This is a genomic window from Xanthomonas sp. NCPPB 2864 (assembly GCF_056675615.1).
In genome coordinates this window covers 70,260-89,496 of the sequence record NZ_JBWWVS010000011.1, presented here as the reverse complement: position 1 = coordinate 89,496, position 19,237 = coordinate 70,260, and the positions used below count along the sequence as shown (strand labels likewise).

At 68.2% G+C, this 19,237-nt stretch carries 14 protein-coding genes; 4 read left to right on the top strand and 10 right to left on the bottom strand.

Going from position 1 to position 19,237, the window contains the following annotated elements; genetic code table 11:
- Window positions 1–128: 128 nt before the first annotated feature.
- Window positions 129–1,547, bottom strand: a complete 1,419-nt coding sequence (gene cls, locus AC1KVE_RS18605) for a cardiolipin synthase (protein ID WP_184381456.1) — start codon at window positions 1,545–1,547, stop codon at window positions 129–131.
- Between the two features lie 13 nt (window positions 1,548–1,560).
- Window positions 1,561–2,871 carry a LysR family transcriptional regulator gene (locus tag AC1KVE_RS18600; protein ID WP_184458353.1) on the bottom strand — a complete coding sequence of 437 codons (1,311 nt, stop codon included), beginning with the start codon at window positions 2,869–2,871 and terminating at the stop codon, window positions 1,561–1,563.
- 101 nt (window positions 2,872–2,972) lie between these two features.
- Here AC1KVE_RS18600 and AC1KVE_RS18595 point away from each other — a divergent pair, with 101 nt between their 5' ends.
- The 3 genes from AC1KVE_RS18595 to AC1KVE_RS18585 all read left to right on the top strand — a co-directional run bounded on the left by AC1KVE_RS18595 (window position 2,973) and on the right by AC1KVE_RS18585 (window position 6,081).
- The gene (locus AC1KVE_RS18595) at window positions 2,973–3,644 is read left to right on the top strand and encodes a 4-carboxy-4-hydroxy-2-oxoadipate aldolase/oxaloacetate decarboxylase (protein ID WP_481092878.1); all 672 of its coding nucleotides are present in this window, start codon (window positions 2,973–2,975) and stop codon (window positions 3,642–3,644) included.
- Window positions 3,637–4,692 carry a 4-oxalomesaconate tautomerase gene (locus tag AC1KVE_RS18590; protein ID WP_481092877.1) on the top strand — a complete coding sequence of 352 codons (1,056 nt, stop codon included), beginning with the start codon at window positions 3,637–3,639 and terminating at the stop codon, window positions 4,690–4,692. Before AC1KVE_RS18595 ends, AC1KVE_RS18590 begins: the two co-directional genes overlap by 8 nt.
- 366 nt (window positions 4,693–5,058) lie before the next feature.
- Complete coding sequence (locus tag AC1KVE_RS18585; protein WP_481092876.1) at window positions 5,059–6,081, top strand: amidohydrolase family protein; 1,023 nt, start codon at window positions 5,059–5,061, stop codon at window positions 6,079–6,081.
- Window positions 6,082–6,422: 341 nt separating this feature from the next.
- On the opposite strand, the gene rpmG is transcribed toward AC1KVE_RS18585, so the two are convergent.
- The 8 genes from rpmG to rsmG all read right to left on the bottom strand — a co-directional run bounded on the left by rpmG (window position 6,423) and on the right by rsmG (window position 17,111).
- Window positions 6,423–6,590, bottom strand: a complete 168-nt coding sequence (gene rpmG / locus AC1KVE_RS18580) for a 50S ribosomal protein L33 (RefSeq protein ID WP_002809462.1) — start codon at window positions 6,588–6,590, stop codon at window positions 6,423–6,425.
- A gap of 13 nt (window positions 6,591–6,603) precedes the next feature.
- Entirely contained in the window at window positions 6,604–6,840 is a 237-nt protein-coding gene (gene rpmB / locus AC1KVE_RS18575) for a 50S ribosomal protein L28 (RefSeq protein ID WP_002809459.1), read from the bottom strand.
- A gap of 202 nt (window positions 6,841–7,042) precedes the next feature.
- Entirely contained in the window at window positions 7,043–10,222 is a 3,180-nt protein-coding gene (locus AC1KVE_RS18570) for an efflux RND transporter permease subunit (protein WP_481092875.1), read from the bottom strand.
- Window positions 10,223–10,545: 323 nt separating this feature from the next.
- Window positions 10,546–11,808 carry an efflux RND transporter periplasmic adaptor subunit gene (locus AC1KVE_RS18565; protein ID WP_481092874.1) on the bottom strand — a complete coding sequence of 421 codons (1,263 nt, stop codon included), beginning with the start codon at window positions 11,806–11,808 and terminating at the stop codon, window positions 10,546–10,548.
- A gap of 218 nt (window positions 11,809–12,026) precedes the next feature.
- A complete protein-coding gene (locus tag AC1KVE_RS18560; RefSeq protein ID WP_481092873.1) occupies window positions 12,027–13,298 on the bottom strand; it encodes a TolC family protein in 1,272 nt (423 codons plus the stop codon).
- A gap of 55 nt (window positions 13,299–13,353) precedes the next feature.
- A complete protein-coding gene (locus tag AC1KVE_RS18555) occupies window positions 13,354–13,737 on the bottom strand; it encodes a hypothetical protein (protein WP_016902720.1) in 384 nt (127 codons plus the stop codon).
- A 772-nt stretch (window positions 13,738–14,509) separates the two neighbouring features.
- Window positions 14,510–16,330, bottom strand: coding sequence for a DUF885 domain-containing protein (locus tag AC1KVE_RS18550; protein ID WP_481092872.1), 1,821 nt, complete (start codon window positions 16,328–16,330; stop codon window positions 14,510–14,512).
- Between the two features lie 139 nt (window positions 16,331–16,469).
- Window positions 16,470–17,111 carry a 16S rRNA (guanine(527)-N(7))-methyltransferase RsmG gene (rsmG, locus tag AC1KVE_RS18545; protein ID WP_016901826.1) on the bottom strand — a complete coding sequence of 214 codons (642 nt, stop codon included), beginning with the start codon at window positions 17,109–17,111 and terminating at the stop codon, window positions 16,470–16,472.
- 345 nt (window positions 17,112–17,456) lie between these two features.
- Here rsmG and AC1KVE_RS18540 point away from each other — a divergent pair, with 345 nt between their 5' ends.
- A complete protein-coding gene (locus AC1KVE_RS18540; protein ID WP_481092880.1) occupies window positions 17,457–19,085 on the top strand; it encodes an alkaline phosphatase D family protein in 1,629 nt (542 codons plus the stop codon).
- The last annotated feature ends 152 nt before the right edge of the window (window positions 19,086–19,237 follow it).

Genomic DNA, 19,237 nt, shown 5'->3' with positions numbered 1-19,237 from the left:
CGAGCGCGGGCGCGTTTGCATGCGGCGCAATCTTGCCGCCCCAGACGCGCCCCCTCCCACTTCACCTGCCACCGCAGGCATCGCGCTGCGCCACAACCGGCACTGCGCGCGCATGGACCGCGCACGGACTACATCAACGCATCGGCCAGGCGCGCAATGCCCTCGCGACTGCGGCGCCAGGCCGGGCGCGTGCGCCACTGCTCCAGCTCCAGCTGGCGTGCGTTGGCCAGGTAATCCTGCTCGATCACACGCAGGCGCTGCACCACGCCCTGGTCGTAGCAGAGCATGCCGATCTCGGCATTGAGCGCGAAAGAGCGGATGTCCAGGTTGATCGAGCCGACCAGCGCGATGTCCTCGTCCATGCTCAGGTGCTTGGCATGCAGGAAGTGCGGGCGATACAGCGCGATCTTGACCCCGCAACGCAGCAGCTCCTCGAAATACGCCTCCTGCGCCCAGGCCGCCAGGATCTGGTTGTTGCTCTCCGACAGGATCAGCTGCACATCCACGCCCGACACCGCGGCAATGCGCAAGGCACTGAGCAAGGCTTCGTCGGGGACGAAATACGGTGTCACCAGCACCACCTTGCGCCGCGCCAGATGGATCACCGCGTTGATCGCATCGCGCGCATTCTCGAACGGATACGCCGGCCCGCTGGGCAGGAGCTGCGTGGCGATATTGGCCTCGCACACCGGCGCGTCCGGCCATACGTCCAGGCGCTGCCCGGTTTCGGTGAACCAGTCGCTGGCGAACACCGCTTCCAGATGATTGACCACCGGCCCGCGCACGCGCGCCACCAGCTCGCGGTTGGGCACCCCATTGATGAACCCGGCCTCGGCCAGGTTCTGCGAGCCGACAAAGCCCACCTGGTTGTCGATCACCGCAATCTTGCGGTGGTTACGCAGATCCATGCGCCCGCTGCGGCGCCAGCGCAGGCCACCGGGCAACACCGCCAGCACCTCCACCCCGCCAGCCTGCAGCTGCTTGCGGTAATGGCGCAGACCGCGCTTGGCGCCCACCGCATCCAGCAGCACGCGGCAGCGCACGCCGCGCGCACCGGCACGCAGCAGCGCGGCGACCACCGCATCGCCCACCGCATCGTCGAACATCAGGTAATACAGCAGATGCACGCGCTTTTCCGCCATGTCGATCGCGGTGATCAAGGCCTGCAGCGACTGCGTGTAGTCGTCCAGCAAGTCCACCGCATTGCCCAGCGTGGGCATGAAATCGCCCTGGCGTTCGATCAGCGGTACCACCTCGGCGCTGCTGGTGTCCGCCTGCGGGGTCCAGCGCAAGGCATGCAGCGGCAGTTGCTGCTCGCGGATCACCTGCGAGGCAGTGGCCTGGCGTTCCACCCGCACCCGCGATAGCCACGGATGCCCGAACAGCAGATACAGCGGCAGGCCGACCACCGGCACGAAGCCGATCAGCAGCAACCAGCTGCGCGCCGCACCCGGCGTGGTGCGGGCCGGAATCCACAACAGCGCGGCCAGGCGAATCGCCCAGTCCAGTGCCAACAGCCAGGTCCCTTGCAACCAGTCAGGCAGCATCAGCGATCCGTTCTCAAGAAGGCTCCGATTCTGACCGCCCGGTGCGTGAACGCAACGGGGCGGGCGCGTCGATCGGCGCGCAATAGCGAAACGGCCCGCCCTGCGCATCGGCCGGCTGCACGCGCTCGGCACAGACCTGCCGCAGCGTCTGCACGAATGCCGACTGCGCGCGGGTGGGATGCCAGTCGCTGCGCAGCGTCATGCCGATCTGGCGGCGCAGCTGCGGCCCGGCGCGGCCGACCTCGCACAGCAAGCCGGCGCGGCGCTCGAACAGGAACTGGTCGCGCGACATCAGCGTGAGCCAGTCGCCTTCCAGCAACAGCCCCCGGATGGTCAGCTCCGCGCCGCATTCGATGCGCAGCGCCGGTGGCTCGATCTGCTGATCGCGAAACATCTGCTCCCAGCGTGCGCGCACCGGCGTGCCGGTGGTGGCGATCACCCAGGGGTACTCCAGCAACTGCGCGAACGCGTAGGCGCGCCCGGCCAGCGGGTGCCCACTGCGCGCCACGATCACCGGCTCGTCGTCGAACAACGGCTCCTGCAGCACATCGCGCACCGGCAACGGCTCGCGCAGCGCACCGATCAGCAGGTCCAGCCCGCCCTCGCGCAGATGCGCCAGCAATTCGTCATACGGGCCTTCGACCACGTTGACGCTGGCACCGGGATGCGCGCGCGCAAACCGCGCCAGTACCTGCGGCAGCAGGATCGCCCGCGCCAGCGGCATCACTCCCAGTGCGATCCGGCCGGCGTGCTGCGAGCGCAACGCGCTCACTTCGTCCAGCCCAGCGCGCAATTCGGCCAGCGCCAGGCGCACCTGCCGCAGCAGCCGCGTGGCCACCGGCGTGGCCTGCATGGTCTTGCCGCGGCGCACCGTCAGCGGCACCTCGATCACATCGGCCAGCGACTGCACCGCGCGGTAGATGGCCGGTTGCGAGACCCCGGCGCGCGCCGCCGCCAGCGAATAACTCCCGGCCACATCCACCGCGACCAGCGCCTGCAGTTGCCCCAGCGAGACCCGTCGCTCCAGGCCGGGGTGGGCCGGCAGCCGCAACGCCCGCCGCGCCACCCGGATGCCGCGACCCAGTTGCTCCAACGCCCGTGCGATGCGCGGCACCAGCAACTGGGTGGCCTCGGTGGCGACCATGCCGCCCGGATGCCGCTCGAACAGGCGCACGCCGAGCTGCTGTTCCAACCGCGCCACCGCCTGGGTCAATGCCGGTTGCGACAGATTCACCTGCGGCGCGGCCGCGCTGATGCTGCCCAGCCGGTGCACCACCACCAGGGCGTAAAGATGGCGAAGGTTTGGCTCGGGAGTCGGCGGCATGCTCTAACTATAAGCAAAACCAATATGCATACCTCAAATGAATCTTGAGCCAGCAGGCGCTCGCCGCACAGACTCGGTGCACGCCTAACGAGGATGGATGGATGAGCCAGGTCGTCACCCGGATCGCGCGCACCCCGTTGGCCGTCGTCGACGGGCTTGCGCAGGCCGGCGTAGCCACCGTGCACGAGGCGCAGGGGCGCAGCGGCCTGCTGCACCATCGCCTGCGCCCGATCTATAACGGCTGCCGCATCGCCGGCACCGCCGTCACCGTGTCGATCCCGCCCGGCGACAACTGGATGATGCATGTGGCCATCGAGCAACTGCATCCCGGCGATGTGCTGGTGGTCGCCCCCACCAGCGCCTGCTGCGATGGCTATTTCGGCGACCTGCTCGCCACCTCGGCGCAGGCGCGCGGCTGCCGCGGGCTGATCATCGATGCCGGGGTACGCGATGTGCGTGACCTCACGGCGATGCAGTTCCCCGCCTGGAGCCGCGCCATCTGCGCGCAGGGCACCATCAAGGAGACGCTGGGCTCGGTCAATGTGCCGCTGGTCTGCGCCGACGCGCTGGTGCAGCCGGGCGATGTGGTGGTAGCCGACGACGATGGCGTGTGCGTGGTACCGCGCGCCAGCGCCGCCGCGGTGCTGGCCGAAGCGCAGGCACGCGAAGCGCGCGAACTGCGCAAACGCGAGCGCCTGGCACGCGGCGAACTGGGCCTGGACATCTACGCCATGCGCGAGCGGCTGGCGGCCAAGGGCCTGCGCTATGTCTGAGCACGTCCGCGCGATGTGGATGCGCGGCGGCACCTCCAAGGGCGGCTTTTTCCTGGCCGACGAGTTGCCAGGCGAACGCGCCGCACGCGATGCCTTCCTGCTGCGCGCCTACGGCTCGCCGGATGTCCGCCAGATCGACGGCATGGGCGGCGCCGACCCGCTGACTTCCAAGGTCGCGATCGTGTCGCGCTCGGCACGCGCCGATGCCGACGTGGACTATCTGTTCCTGCAGGTGTCGGTGGACCAAGCCCAGGTCAGCGACGCGCAGAACTGCGGCAACATGCTGGCCGGCGTTGCCCCCTTCGCGTTGGAGCGGGGCTTGTTGCCGGCACGCGATGGCGAAACTGAGGTGCGCATCTTCATGCGCAACACCGGCACGCTGGCCACCGCCAGCGTGCAGACGCCCGGTGGCCAGGTGCGCTACGACGGCGACGCCCGCATCGACGGCGTGCCCGGCACCGCTGCGCCGATTGCGCTGGCATTTGCCGACATCGCCGGCTCCTCGTGCGGCGCCTTGCTGCCGACCGGCAATAGCGTCGATATCCTGGAGGGCGTGGAGGTCACGCTGATCGACAACGGCATGCCCTGCGTGGTGCTGCGCGCCAGCGATCTGGGCATCAGCGGTTACGAAGACCGCAACACCCTCGATGCAGATGCGGCACTGAAGACCCGCCTGGAATCGCTTCGTTTGCAGGCCGGCCCGTTGATGCAGCTGGGCGATGTTGCCGAGGCCACCGTGCCCAAGATGATGCTGGTCGCCGCCCCGCGCCATGGCGGCGCGATCAGCGTGCGCTCGTTCATTCCGCACCGGTGCCACGCCTCGATCGGCGTGCTCGGCGCCGTCACCGTGGCCACTGCCTGCCTGCTGCCCGGCTCGCCCGCGCATGCCCTGGCGCAGCTGCCTGGCGGCACCACCCAGCAGCTGGAGGTCGAGCATCCCAGCGGCGCGAGCAGTTGCGTCATTACGCTGGATGCGCACGGTAAGGTGGTGCGCGCTGCAGTGCTACGTACCGCACGCAAATTGTTCGATGGTGAGCTGTTTGCTTGAGTACGGCCGCCGGCATGCGATGCGGCAGTCGGCATCGCGCTGGCCTGAATCCGGGTCGTCGACGCGTGGTTTGCTGCATCCTGCAGTCTATGCATCTGCTACTACCGACCGCGCGCCGCGCGTTCTCCACCCACTCGAGCAACGCAACAGGCTCTTCGGCACACTGGCCGGATATCAGCACGGCATTCCCGCTTGCTCGGGTGCGATGCGTTGCTTCGCCGACAACTGCACACCGATGGCAATGCATACGCGCAGCTGCATGGCTGCCAAATCCATGCATCTGAATCCAGACGTCCGCCCACATGCGCACTGCACATCTTTCGGTCGGATACGCAGCGCGCTCTGCGCACCTTAATGAGCATTCCCATGATCATCGACTGCCACGGCCACTACACCACCGCGCCCGCGGCGCACGATGCCTTCCGCAAGGCGCAGATCGCGCAGTACGACGACCCGAGCCTGCCCGCGCCGGTGTATCCGCATATTTCCGACGACGCATTGCGCGAAAGCATCGAACAGCACCAGCTGCGCCTGTTGCGCGAGCGCGGTGCCGACATGACGATCTTTTCGCCACGCGCCAGCACCATGGCGCACCACATCGGCGACGAAGCAGTCAGCCAGGTGTGGACGCGCCACTGCAACGACCTGATCGCGCGCGTGGTGCAGCTGTATCCGCAGAGCTTCATCGGCGTGTGCCAGTTGCCGCAGTCGCCGGGCGTGCCGATCGCCCAGTCGATCGCCGAGCTGGAACGTTGTGTCACCGAACTCGGGTTTGTCGGCTGCAATCTCAATCCCGACCCGTCCGGCGGGCACTGGAACGGGGTGCCATTGACCGATCGCGCCTGGTATCCGTTCTTCGAAAAGATGGTCGAGCTCGACGCGCCGGCGATGGTGCATGTGTCGGGCAGCTGCAACGCCAACTTCCACGCCACCGGCGCGCATTATCTCAATGCCGATACCGCCGCGTTCATGCAGTTTCTGGAAGGCGATCTGTTCGCTGATTTCCCGGACTTGCGCTTCATCATCCCGCACGGCGGCGGCGCGGTGCCGTATCACTGGGGCCGCTTCCGCGGCCTGGCCGACATGCTCGGCAAGCCGCCGCTGTCCACGCATGTGATGCGCAATGTGTTCTTCGACACCTGCGTGTATCACCAGCCCGGCATCGATCTGCTGTTCGAGGTCATCGACATCGACAACATCCTGTTCGGCTCGGAGATGGTCGGTGCGGTGCGCGGCATCGACCCGCAGACCGGCCAGTATTTCGACGACACCAAGCGCTACATCGATGCCTTGGCGATTTCCGACGCGGACAAGCGCAAGGTATTCGAAGGCAATGCGCGACGGGTGTATCCACGCCTGGATGCGCAATTGCGTGCGCGCGGGCTGTAACTCTTTCTTACCTGCCGGAGAAGCTGCCCCACAGGGGCGGATAAGGGGCGCCTCGGAGAGCGGTCACCGTCTGCGATGTCAAACGCGTCGCCACGCGCCTTCGGAAGTGAAACGCCGGCTGCTTCGCCTCGAACTGCCAACGACTACCGGTGCGTGCAATCGGAAAAACGACGTCTCGCTTGCAAGTGGCTTCGGCCCGTACCCTCACCCCTACCCCTCTCCCGAAGGGAAAGAGGAGTGCACGCCGACCATTGTTGCGATCACCCCCGCAACACTCCCCAAACGCAAACACCCGCCTTGCGGCGGGTGTTTGCTTGGATGCAGATCGGGTAATCGGTGGATTACTTGATCTTGCCTTCCTTGTACATCACGTGCTTACGCACGACCGGGTCGTATTTCATCATTTCCATCTTCCCCGGAGTGTTCTTCTTGTTCTTGTCCGTGGTGTAGAAGTGGCCGGTAGCGGCCGAGGAAATCATACGAATCTTGTCACGCTTGCCTTTTGCCATGACTGCTTACTCCTCAGACCTTTTCGCCGCGCGCACGCAGCTCTTTCAGAACGGCATCAATCCCGTTCTTGTCGATGGTGCGCAATGCATGCGCGGAGACACGGAGCTTCACCCAACGGTTCTCGCTGGCGACCCAGAAGCGGCGCTCGTGCAGGTTGGGCAGGAAGCGACGACGGGTTCTGTTGTTTGCGTGGGAGACGTTGTTACCCGTCTGCACACGCTTGCCGGACACTTGGCATACGCGGGACATTACGCACCTCGATAAATGAATTGCCACCCATAGCCTGGGGAGCGGCGGCCCCGACAGCGTCAAGCTGCCACGCAACGTTGGGAATCAAGAACTTACGCTGGGAACAAGCCGGCAACCCCATCGCGCTGGGTGCCGCCATCCGGAGCGATCCGGGCACAGCGAGCCGCGCATTATGCACGGCTTTCCTATGTGCCGCAAGCACTTAGCCTGCACTTCCCGCCCGCTCGCGGTGCAGCCAGCGATACAGCACCGGCAGCACCAGCAGGGTCAGCAAGGTCGACGAGACGATGCCGCCGATCACCACCGTGGCCAGGGGACGCTGCACCTCGGCCCCGGCGCCGACATTGAAGGCCATCGGCACAAAGCCCAGTGCGGCCACCAACGCCGTCATCAACACCGGGCGCAGGCGGCTCAGCGCGCCTTCGCGCAAGGCCTGCTCCAGCGACATGCCCCCGGCCCGCAGGCTGCGCACAAAGGCGATCATCACCAGGCCGTTGAGCACCGCCACCCCCGACAGCGCGATAAAGCCGACACCGGCGGAGATCGACAACGCCAGGCCGCGCAGCGCCAGCGCCACCACGCCGCCGGTCAGCGCCAGCGGCACGCCGCTGAACACCACCAGCGCGTCGCGCAGCGAACCGAACGACCAGTACAGCAGCGCGAAGATCAGCAGCAAGGTGCCCGGCACCACCCAGGCCAGGCGCTGGCCGGCGGAGATCAGTTGCTCGAAGGTGCCGCCGTAGCCGATCCAGTAGCCGGTGGGCAGCACGACCTCGGCCTGCACACGCTGCTGCACCTCGGCGACGAACCCGCCCAGGTCGCGGTCGCGCACATTGGCGGTGATCACGATGCGGCGCTTGCCGTCTTCGCGATTGATCTGGTTGGGCCCGAGCACGGTTTGTACCTTTGCCACCTCGCGCAGCGGCACCGTGGTCGGTTCGCCACTGCGCCAGCCCGCCGCGCGGCTGGACTCGTCGACATCGGCGCGCTCGCCATCGCCACGCAGCGGGATCGGCAGATCGGCCAATGCCGTCGGGTCCTGCCGCAGGCCTTCGGGCAGGCGCACCACGATGTCGAACCGGCGGTCGCCTTCGAACAACTGCCCGGCCGCCTGCCCGCCCACCGCCGCCGACACCGTGTCCTGCACCACGCCGGGATTGAGCCCGTACCCGGCCAGCGCGGCGCGATCGGGCACCACCGCCAGCATCGGCAGGCCGGTGGCCTGTTCCAGGCTCACGTCGGCCGCACCCGGCACCGTGCTGGCGACTTCCTGCACGCGCTGCCCCAGCTTGACCAGCGTGTCCAGGTCATCGCCGTAGACCTTGATCGCCACATCCGCACGCACGCCGGAAATCAGCTCGTTCATGCGCATCTGGATCGGCTGGGTGAACTCGTAGTTGTTGCCGGGCAGCTGCTTCACCGCTTCCTCGATCTCGGCCACCAACTGCGCCTTGGGTTTGCGCGGGTCCGGCCACCGCGCGCGCGGATGCATGATCAAGAACGTATCGGCCACCGACGGCGGCATCGGATCGGTCGCCACTTCGGCAGTCCCGAGCTTGCCGAACACATGCGCCACCTCCGGAAACTGCTTGATGCGTTTTTCCAGCGTGGACTGCATGGTGATGGCCTGTTCCAGGCTGGTGCCGGGAATGCGCAAGGCGTGCAGCGCGATGTCGCCTTCGTCCAGGTTCGGGATGAATTCGCTGCCCAGGCGCGTGGCCAATACCGCGCACAGCGCCACCGCCACCACCGCACCGAGACCGACCCAGCGGCCGTGACGCAGCGCGCGATCCAGCAAGGGCGCATACACGCCGCGCGCCCAGCGCATCGCGCGGTTTTCGTGCTCGGCCACCTTGCCGCCGAGCAACAAGGCGATCGCTGCGGGGACAAAAGTGAGCGACAGCAGCATCGCACCGCTCAGCGCCAGCACCACGGTGATCGCCATCGGATGGAACATCTTGCCTTCGATGCCGGTGAGTGCGAACACCGGCAGATACACCGCCGTGATGATGCCCAGACCGAACAGGCTCGGCCGGATCACCTCTGCCGTGGCTTCGGCGGTCAGTTCGAAACGCTCGTCGCGCTCGAGCACCCGACCCAGGCGCAATTGCGCTTGCCCGAAGCGGCGCAGGCAGTTCTCCACGATGATCACCGCGCCATCGACGATCAAGCCGAAATCCAGCGCCCCCAGACTCATCAGGTTGCCGGACACGCCACCGCGCACCATGCCGGTGAGGGTGAACAACATCGCCAGCGGAATCACCGCCGCGGTGATCAGGGCCGCACGCACATTGCCCAGCAGCAGGAACAGCACCACGATCACCAGCAACGCACCTTCGATCAGGTTCTTGGCAACGGTGACGATGGTGCGGTCCACCAGCGCGGTGCGGTCGTAGACCGGCACCGCCTGCACGCCGGCCGGCAAACTGGCATTGGCCACTTCCAGGCGCTGCGCGGCGGCCTGCGCCACGGTGCGGCTATTCGCGCCGACCAGCATGAACACCGTGCCCAGCACCACCTCGGTGCCGTCCTGGGTGGCCGCACCGGTGCGCAACTCGCGTCCCTCGCCGACCTGCGCCACATCGCGCACCCGGATCGGCACGCCTTGGCGCCGATCCAGCACGATCGCCCCGATCTGCGCGATATCGTCCACCTGCCCCGGCACCCGCACCAGGAACTGCTGGCCGTTACGTTCGATATAGCCGGCACCGATGTTGCGGTTGTTCGCCTCCACCGCGCGCGCCACATCGTCCAGCGTGAAACCCAGGGCGACCAGGCGTGCCGGATCCGGGGTGATGTGGATCTGCCGCGCGTAGCCGCCGATGGTATTGACCTCGGTGACGCCGGGCACATTGCGCAACTGCGGGCGCACCACCCAGTCCTGCAGGGTGCGCAGGTCGGTGGCCGTCCACGCACTGCCATCGGGCTTGCGCGCATTCGGTTTGGCTTCGACCGTGTACATGAAGATCTCGCCAAGCCCGGTCGCGATCGGCCCCAGCTGCGGCTCCAACTCGGCCGGTAGTTGCGACTTGACCTGCTGCAGCCGCTCGGCCACCTGCTGCCGCGCAAAATACAGGTCCGTGCCATCGGCAAAGACCGCCGTCACCTGCGACAAGCCGTAGCGCGACAACGAGCGTGTAGATTCCAGCCCTGGCAAGCCCGCCAGCACCGTCTCCAGCGGAAACGTCACCCGCTGCTCCGACTCCAACGGCGAGTACCCCGGCGCGGCCGTATTGACCTGCACCTGCACATTGGTGATGTCCGGGGTGGCATCGATCGGCAGGCGCGAAAAACTCCACGCCCCGATCGCAATCAACACCGCCGTCAACGCCAGCATCAACCACCGCTGCGCGATCGCGAACCGAATGATGTTAGTGAGCATGACGCGCACCTCCGCGCACACTCGGCGCAACGGCGTGCGCAGCCACGTCGATCAACGCATGCGTACACACGCACGACGCCTGTGCAATCGCAGCGTGCTGCCGTCGGCCGGCGGCACTGCAACCAGGATCCCGACCCTCGCCGCTATCGCGATCGACCCCAACACGTCGAACCTTTGCAGTACAGATTCTCACGCTGTTGCAGGCGTGATCGCCTGCGCAGTGAGTGCGTGGACGACGTAAAAAACGTTTCACCGAAGAATGGACGAGCCGGTCGCAAGCACGCGCTTGCGGTCGAGGCAGACGCAAACCGGAAGCGCAGCGGTCAATGATCATGCGACGCCCCCGACTTCTCGATATCCGCCTTCACCAGATAACTCTGCTCCACCACCACCGCGTCACCCGCGATCAGACCCGACACCACCTGCACCTGCTGCGCATCGCGCGCGCCCAACTTCACCGGCCGCACCTCGTACACATCCCCCACCCGCACGAACACCACCTCCCAGTCGCGAAACTGCTGCAAGGCCCCCACCGGCACCACCATCGCCGCCGGCTGCTGCGCCACCGTCACCCGCGCCTTCACCGCCGAGCCTGGCCGCCACAAGCCGTCGTCGTTGCGCAACACCGCGCGCGCCACCGTGCTCTGACTCGCGGTGGCCGTGCCCGGCAACACGCGCTCCAATGTGGTCTGCGCCACCACGCCATCGCTGATGCGGGTCACCGTCACCGGTGCGCCGGCGGTGATGTGCCCGGCATCGGCGCCGAAGATGTGCAGATCCACCCACAGGCTCGACAGGTCGGCAATCTCGAACAACGCCTGGCCTTCGCTGGCGTTGCTGCCCAGGCTGGCGTTGCGGGCGAGCACGGTGCCGCTGATCGGCGCGCTGACCGAATACGTGGTCAGGCTCAGGTTGCTCTCCACCGTGGCCAGCACCTGGCCGGCGCGCACCTGGTCGCCGACATTGACGCGCAGGCTGCGCACCGGCCCGGGGAAGCGTGCGGTGGCCTGCGCCTGCGCACCTTCTGCCGGCGTCAGCAGGCCTTGCACTTCGTGCTGGTCGGCGATGCTGCCGGGACCGACCGGCGCGACCCGGATGCCGGCGTCCTGCGCAATCTTCGCTGCGATGGTGGTGCGCCCTTCATAGCTGGGATAGGCCCAGCGATGCGACTTGCCCTGCACGGTGGCGCGTACTTCCACATCGAACGAATGCGGCTCGCCGACCGTGCTGTCGGCCAACAGGCTGCCATCGTCGCGTGCGCGCAGTCGATGCACTTCGTTGGCGCCGCCGAGCCGGGTCAGGCGGACTTCGACACTGCCGGCGCTGGGCGGCAACGGCTTGCCGTCGCGGTACAGCCAGGCGCGATAGGTCGGCGGTGTGCCGTCTTCGGCAATCGCCAGCTCCACGCTGTCGCCGTCCTGGCGCAGCAGGCGCCCGCCGTGCGTGCCTTTTTCGGCTTCCTCGCCATGTGCGTCGGCGTCGCCCTCGGCGCCGGGCGTTGCGTGGTCATGCGATTGTTCGCCGTTGCGGCCGCAGCCACCCAGCAGCAGCGCCAGCAACAGCGGCGCGAGCAGAAAACGTGTCATCGAAGAAAATCCTGGTTGGCGCCGACGCTGTGCGTCGGGCGAACGAACGAAGATGGTGTGCGCCGGATGCCTTGGATGCGCAGTACGCGCGGTAGGCGCGCGCAGCGCTTGGCGACTGCTGGATGCCGATGCGGTTGCAAGCGTCGAGGCCGGTACCGACGCAGCAGATCCAGGCGGACGCAGGCAGGCGGGGCGAAAACGCGCAGCGGAGGTAGCGCTCATGGCCCCACCTGCGCAGTGCTGTCGGCCACGAACGGCTGCCCGGTCAGGCGCTGGATTTCGATCAATGCGGTCTGCGCTTCCAATGCGGCGGCCAGTTGCTGCTGGCGTGCATCGCTGCGCTGTGCCTGCAGCTGTGCCCAGTCCAGATAACTGGTGGCGCCGGCGCGGTACGCGCGCTCGGCGGCGGCATCGGCGCGCGCAAGTGCGGGCAGCACATCGCTGCGCATGCGCGCCACTTCCAGCTGCGCGGTGCGGTAGCGGCCATGCGCGTCGGCCAGCGTGGCGTAAAGCGCCAGTGCCTGCGATTGGCGTTCGATCTCCAGCAACGACAGCTCCGCTTCGGCGGCGCGGATCTCCGGTTGAGCACGCGCGGCGCTGCCCAGCGCCAGCGAAACGCTGCCCAGCAGTGCGGTGGCGTCGTTGGCTTCGAGCCGGCGCACGCCCACCTGCCAGTCCAGGTCGGGGCGCGCCTGGCTGCGTGCCAGCCGCACCCGCGCCTCGCGCACGCGCTGCTCACCGTTCAAGCGCGCCAGTTCGGGGGTGGCATCGAGCAGCTGCGCCAGCACCTCGAACTCGGGAACCGCCGGCAGCTGCAATGGGTCGCCGGTGACATCGCCGAAGTCCGGCGTGCGCTGCCCCCACAACACCGCCAGCTGGCGGCGCGCGGCCAGCAGTTCCTGCTGCGCGCGATCGCGCTCCAGTTCCGCGCGCGCCTGCAGGGCCTGGGCGGTCAGCAGCACCGATTCGGGCGATGCGCCGGCCTGCAGACGCTGGCGCGCGGCACTGACGGTGCGTTGGCGCTGGGCCAGGGTTTCCAGCGCGGCCGCATGCCGTTGCGCGGCCATGCCGATGGCCAGATAGCGCCGGGCGACTTCGGCCAGCACGTCCAGCCGCGCCAGCGCCCGCTGCGGGGCGAGTGCGTCGATGCGTGCCTGGGCCAGGGTGCGGCGCGCGTCCAGCTTGCCGCCCCGTTCCAGCACGCCGGCCAGGGTGACGGTGAGTTCGGCCTGGTCCAGCGCGCGGGTCGGGCCGCTGCCGAACACGTTTTCCAGTTCGGCGCCGATGCGCAACGGCGGACGCAGCGCGTCGCGCTCGGCGTCGGCAGTGAGGACCGCGCGCTGACCATCGGCCAGGCGCAGGTCGGGGTGCTGCCGGGCGACGCGCGCGATGGCGTCGTCCAGGGTCAGCACGGGCTTGGGCGGTACGTCCTGCGCCATGGCGCACGGCACGACCGCGAAGACGGCAAGTGCCGTCAGTTGCAACCACATGAGGGTGTCTCCGGAATCGGGATCGATGGACAGGCCGGCAGCTGCCGGCGATGCATCAGGCCGCGATCGGGGGACGCAATCCGGTCTCGCTCAGGTGCGAGCGGTAGTACGCGAGCACGGCCACGGGCTGGGCCTGCGTGTGCGTGGACAACGGCAGCCAGGCCAGCGCCGGCAAGACGGCCGGATTCTGGCCGTGGCAGTAGCCGCTATGCATCAGGGCGTGCATCAGGCCGGCCCCATCGCGCTCGCCGGCATCGCCTTCGTCGGCGCCGTCATGGCCGTGCGGCGCGGTGTCTTCCAGATGCATCTGGTCGTGCGCCAGCGCATGCACATCGCCCAGCGCGCAGGCCACCGGTGCGACCAGCACGCCCATGGCCAGCACCGCCAGCGCCATCAGGCGCAGCAAGGGGTGCAACAGGCGGGCGCGACGCAGCAGCATGGGCGCAGCCTATCGGGGCCAGGGCAGTTACACAATCGCATGCCTGCCGCGCAGCATCGGAGCGGACCTGGCCGCGACGCCGTCCTGGTCAGCGCGATGGCACTCCGCCTACATGCTGGTTGGTCGCAGACAGCGCCCGGGAGGGCGAGAAGCTGCCGACGATTACCTGAAACTGGGATCGAGGCCATGACGGCGCCGGGGCCGGGGACAGCGTCGCGGCCGGGTCCGCTCCTACGTGGAGCGGACCGTTTGGCCAGCGCCATCAGACGCAACAGGCGGGCGCGACGCAGCAACACGGGGCGGTCGTAGGAGCGGACCTGGCCGCGACGCCGTCCTGGTCAGCGCGATGGCACTCCGCCTACATGCTGGTTGATCGCAGACAGCGTCCGGGAGGGCCAGAAGCTGCCGACGATTACCTGGACCTGGGATCGAGGCCACGACGGCGCCGGGGTCGGGGACGGCGTCGCGGCCGGGTCCGCTCCTACGTGGAGCGGACCGTTCGCCAGGGTCAGGGCGCGGCGGCGCCATCAGGCGCAACAGGCGGGCGCGACGCAGCAACACGGGCGGTCGTAGGAGCGGACCTGGCCGCGACGCCGTCATGGTCAGCGCGATGGCACTTCGCCTACATGCTGGTTGATCACAGACAGCGCCCGGAAGGGCGAGAAGCTGCCGACGATTACCTGGAACTGGGATCGAGGCCAGGACGGGGCCGGGGCCGGGGACAGCGTCGCGGCCGGGTCCGCTCCTACGTGGAGCGGACCGGTGGCCAGGGTCAGGGCGCGGCAGCGCTGGGCTTGGACGTTGCCGGGCGCGCCTTGCTCTCGGCGATGAAGGCGCGCACCTGCTGCTCCAGCACCGGCAAGGTGACCGAGCCCTGCTTCAGCACCGCGTCGTGGAAGGCCTTGATGTCGAAGCGGTCGCCCAGCTGCTGTTCGGCCTCGGCGCGCAGCTTGACGATGCTGATCTCGCCCAGCTTGTAGCTCAGCGCCTGGCCGGGCCAGGAGATGTAGCGGTCCACCTCGGTGGTGACCTCGTGCTCGCTCAGCGCGGTGCGCTCGCGCAGGTAGGCCAGCGCCTGCTCGCGGCTCCAGCCGTCGTGGTGCACGCCGGTGTCGATCACCAGCCGGCAGGCGCGCCACATTTCGTAGGTGAGTCGGCCGAATTCCTCGTACGGGGTCTCGTAGATGCCCATCTCCTGGCCGAGCTTTTCGGTGTACAGCGCCCAGCCTTCGCCGTAGGCGGAGATATAGTTTTCGCGGCGGAACGCCGGCTGGTCGCCCTGCTCCAGCGCCAGCGAGCCCTGCAGCGAATGCCCGGGCGAGGATTCGTGCAGGGTCAGCGCCGGCAGGTTGTACAACGGCCGCGACGGCAGGTTGTAGGTATTGACCCAGTAGGTGGTGGCGCCGCCGCGGCCGGCAGTCCAGAACGGGGCGATATCGTCCGGCACCGGCTTGATGGTGAAGCGCCCGCGCGGCAGCGTGCCGATGAACCTGCCGACCTGCCCGTCCACCCGCTTGGAAATCCACGCAGCGCGATCGAGCAGTTCCTGCGGGGTCTTGGCATAGAACTGCGGGTCGGTGCGCAGGAAGGTCAGGAACTGCGCGAAGCTGCCCTTGAAACCGACCTGCTTGATGATCGCGTCCATTTGCGCCTGGATGCGCGCCACCTCGTCCAGGCCGATCTTGTGGATCTGCTCCGGGGTCAGGTCCAGCGTGGTGTATTCGCGGATCTGCTGGCGATAGAACGCCTTGCCGTCGGGCAGCGCTTCGGCCGCCAGCGTGGTGCGCGCCTTGGGCATGTACTCGTCGCGGAAAAAGCTCAGCAACTTGCTGTAGGCCGGCAGCACTGCATTGCTCAGCGCGGCCTTGGCCTGTTCGCGCAACTGCGCCTGTTCGGCGGCAGGGATCTGCGCCGGCAGCTGCTTGAACGGCGCGTAGAAGCTGGACGCGGTGGGATCCTTGACATCGGCCACGGTGGCGATGGAAACGTCGCGGCCATCCAGCACCGCGCGCGGCACGCTGAACCCGCGCGCCAGGCCGGTGCGCATGTTGGCGGTCTGCTGCTCGAAGTAGCGCGGCACATCGTTGAGGCGCGCGATATAGGCGCGGTACTCGGCAGCGGTCTTCATCGGCCGCTGCGCCATGAAGCCGAGATTGGACCAGAACGAGCTGTCCGAATTGAACGGCATCTCGTACAGGCGCAGGCGCACCTCGGCGGCGAGGTTTTCCACCTGCGGGCGGTAGATGGCGTAGTTGACCTGGTTGGCGGGCGAGAGCTGTTTCGGGTCGATGCCGTCGAGCTGCTTGAGCACGCCGTCCCATACCGCCAGGCGCGCCTGCTGCGCGGCCGGGCCGACATCGGGCAGATGGGTGTTGTCGCCGGTGGTGTCGCTGTCTTCGTCGGCCTGGCCGGTCTCGGCCTGGCGCCAGTTCCACTCTTTTTCGTAGATGGCGCGGAAGCGCGCATCGGCGGGGCGCTCGGCGGTCAGCGTGGCAGGCGCCACTGGTGCCGGTGCGGCGGCCTGCGCCGAGGTGGCGGCGAAGCTTGCGCCCAGCAGGGCGAGCGAAAGTGCGGCGGCGAGAGGAGATGTCACGTGCGGGCGGCCTGCGTTCGGATCGAACGTTCGATCATGGCAGCCCAGGCCGCAGCTGCCATGGGCCGGAAGTCCCAGCGCGGGGATTGGGGGTTGGGGAGTGGGGAGTGAATGCGCGCGACCGGACAGGCCGGCCGCTTCAGCCTGCCTTGCGCACCACCACCAGATGCCGCTCGCCGTCCAGGCCCGGCACCTGCAGCGGATGCACCTCGCCCACCGTCCAGCCAGCGGGCAGTGCGGCGATCTCGTCGTGCGGGTAGACGCCCTTCATCGCCAGCAGGCTGCCGCCCGGGCGCAGCAGGTGGCCGCCGACGTCAATGATGCCGGCCAGCGTGTCCAGCGCCCGCGCGGTGAGATGGTCGTAGGCGGCCGGCTCGTCCAGCGCCTCGGCGCGCGACTCGGCCACGCGTGCGTTGCCCAGCGCCAGCTGGCGCAGCGCCTCGCGCATGAAGCGGGCCTTCTTGCCGTTGCTTTCCACCAAGGTCACCTGCAGCTGCGGACGGGTGATTGCCAGCGGGATGCCGGGCAGGCCGGGGCCGGTGCCCAGATCGGCCAGCGTGCCGCTGGCGATGTAGGGCTGCATGGCCAGCGAATCGAGCAGATGGCGGGTGACCATCTCGCGCGGGTCGCGCACGGCGGTGAGGTTGTAGGTCTTGTTCCAACGCACCAGCAGCGTCAGATAGCGCAACAACGGCGCGGCGAAGGCCGCATCCAGGGATTGGGCCTGCAGGCCGTTGGCCAGCGCAGCGGCTACATCGGGGGGAAGTGCGGCATCGTTCATGCCGCGATTATCGCAGCTGGCTGGCGTGCAGGTGCGTGCCGCGCAGGTTGGCGATGCGTGGCGCGTGAGCGCGTGGGCCGCAAGCCGACGTACGTGAACTTGCCCAGCACAAGGTCCCGGCCTGCGGTGCCGCAAGGCCTGCCACCCACCACAGCCGCCGCTGCACCGGCGTGCGGGCATCGCTGTGGGCAGGGTCACCCGCCGCGGTGGAACACCCGTCTCCGTATCCACCCGCAGTCGATGACGCAGGCAAGCCTGCGCCGACAGCGACACCACTGCCGCTGCCATTGAACGGACATGCGCCCGTCGCACTATGGTCGCGTTCGCCAGATCGCCTGTATGCCCATGTCCTCGATCGACCCGTCTTCCGCATCGCCCCTGCCTGGCCCCGACAACGCAGCTGCCGCCGTGGATCACGGCCGCCGCCGTCTTCTCGTCGCCGGTGCCGGGCTGGCGGCCGCCGGGCTGCTTAGCCCGTTCGCGCGTGCCAGCGGCAGCCCGGACCCGTTTACCCTGGGCGTGGCCGCGGGCGACCCGCTGGCCGACGGCTTTGTCATCTGGACCCGGCTGGCGCCACGCCCGCTGGAGCCGGATGGACGCGGCGGGCTGACCGCCCCGGTGCAGGTGCGCTGGCAGGTGGCCAGCGACCCGGGCATGCGCCACATCGTGCGCCAGGGTCAGACCGTTGCCAGCCCGGCCTGGGGCCATGCGGTGCATGTGGAGGTCGCCGGCCTGTCCGCCGATCGCCCGTACTGGTACTGCTTCCAGGCGCTGGGCGCGCGTAGCGCCATCGGCAGCGCACGCACCTTGCCGGCGCCGCACCAGTTGCCGGATGCCGCACGGCTGGGCTTTGTGTCCTGCTCGCACTGGGAGCTGGGCTATTTCAGCGCCTACCGCCACCTGGCCGCCGAACAGCCGGACCTGGTGTTCTTCCTCGGCGATTACATCTACGAATACAGCAACCACGGCGAGGCGGCGACCAAGATCGTGCGCCCGCACGGCAGCGGCGAGTGCCTGGATCTGGCCGGCTACCGCAACCGCTATGCGCTGTACCGCACCGACCCCGACCTGCAGGCGCTGCACGCCGGCAGTGCCTGCGTGGCGACCTGGGACGACCACGAGGTGCAGAACGATTACGCCAACCGCTGGTCGCAGGACCCATCGATTGCAGTCGACACGTTCCTGGCCCGGCGCGCGGCCGCCTACCGTGCCTTCTACGAACACTTCCCGCTGCGCGCACGCAGTCGCCCACACGGCGCCGACATGCGCATCTACCGCTCGCTGGACTACGGCCAGCTGGCGCGCTTCTACGTGCTCGACGGGCGCCAATACCGCAGCGAACAACCGTGCCCGCAGGCCAACGGCTGGCGCGGCGGGCATGTGGTGGACGACAGCTGCCGCGAACGCACCGACCCACGCCGCAGCATGCTCGGCTGGGAACAGGAGCGCTGGCTGCATGGCGCCTTCGCGCAGTCGGCCGCGCGCTGGAACGTGATTGCGCAGGATCTATTGGTGGCACCGATGAACCAGCACGGCCGCGACGGCGTGTTCGGACACTGGACCGACGGCTGGGACGGCTACCCGGCCACGCGCACGCGCATGCTCGATGCAATTACCAAGACCCGGCTGCGCAACCCGGTGTTCTGGGGCGGCGACATCCACTCGTACTGGGTCACCGATCTGAAGGCCGATCCGGCCAACCCCGACTCGCCGACGCTGGCCACCGAATTCGTCGGCACCTCGATCACCTCCGACGGCCAGAGCAACGCCGAGCTGCAACAGACCATGGCGCTCAATCCGCATGTGCACTACGCCGAAGGCGAAACCCGCGGCTATGTCTCGGTGACGCTGACACCGGGCCGGATGGACACGCGCCTGCAAGGCATCTCCGACCGCCGCGACCGCGATGCCACCGTCTCGACGTTGAAGCGCTTTGTGGTCGAAGACGGCAAGGCCGGTGCGGTAGATGCGTGAGCCTGCGCTGCGCTGCCGCGGGTGGTGGCGACCTCCTGCCTCACCATCCACCACAACTTGCCTTTGCCGATCTCCACGACTGTCGCAGCACGCGTAAACCGCCTTGCCACGACCTTGCCGCGCAGAGCTTGCGGTGCGTGCTGCACAACGCG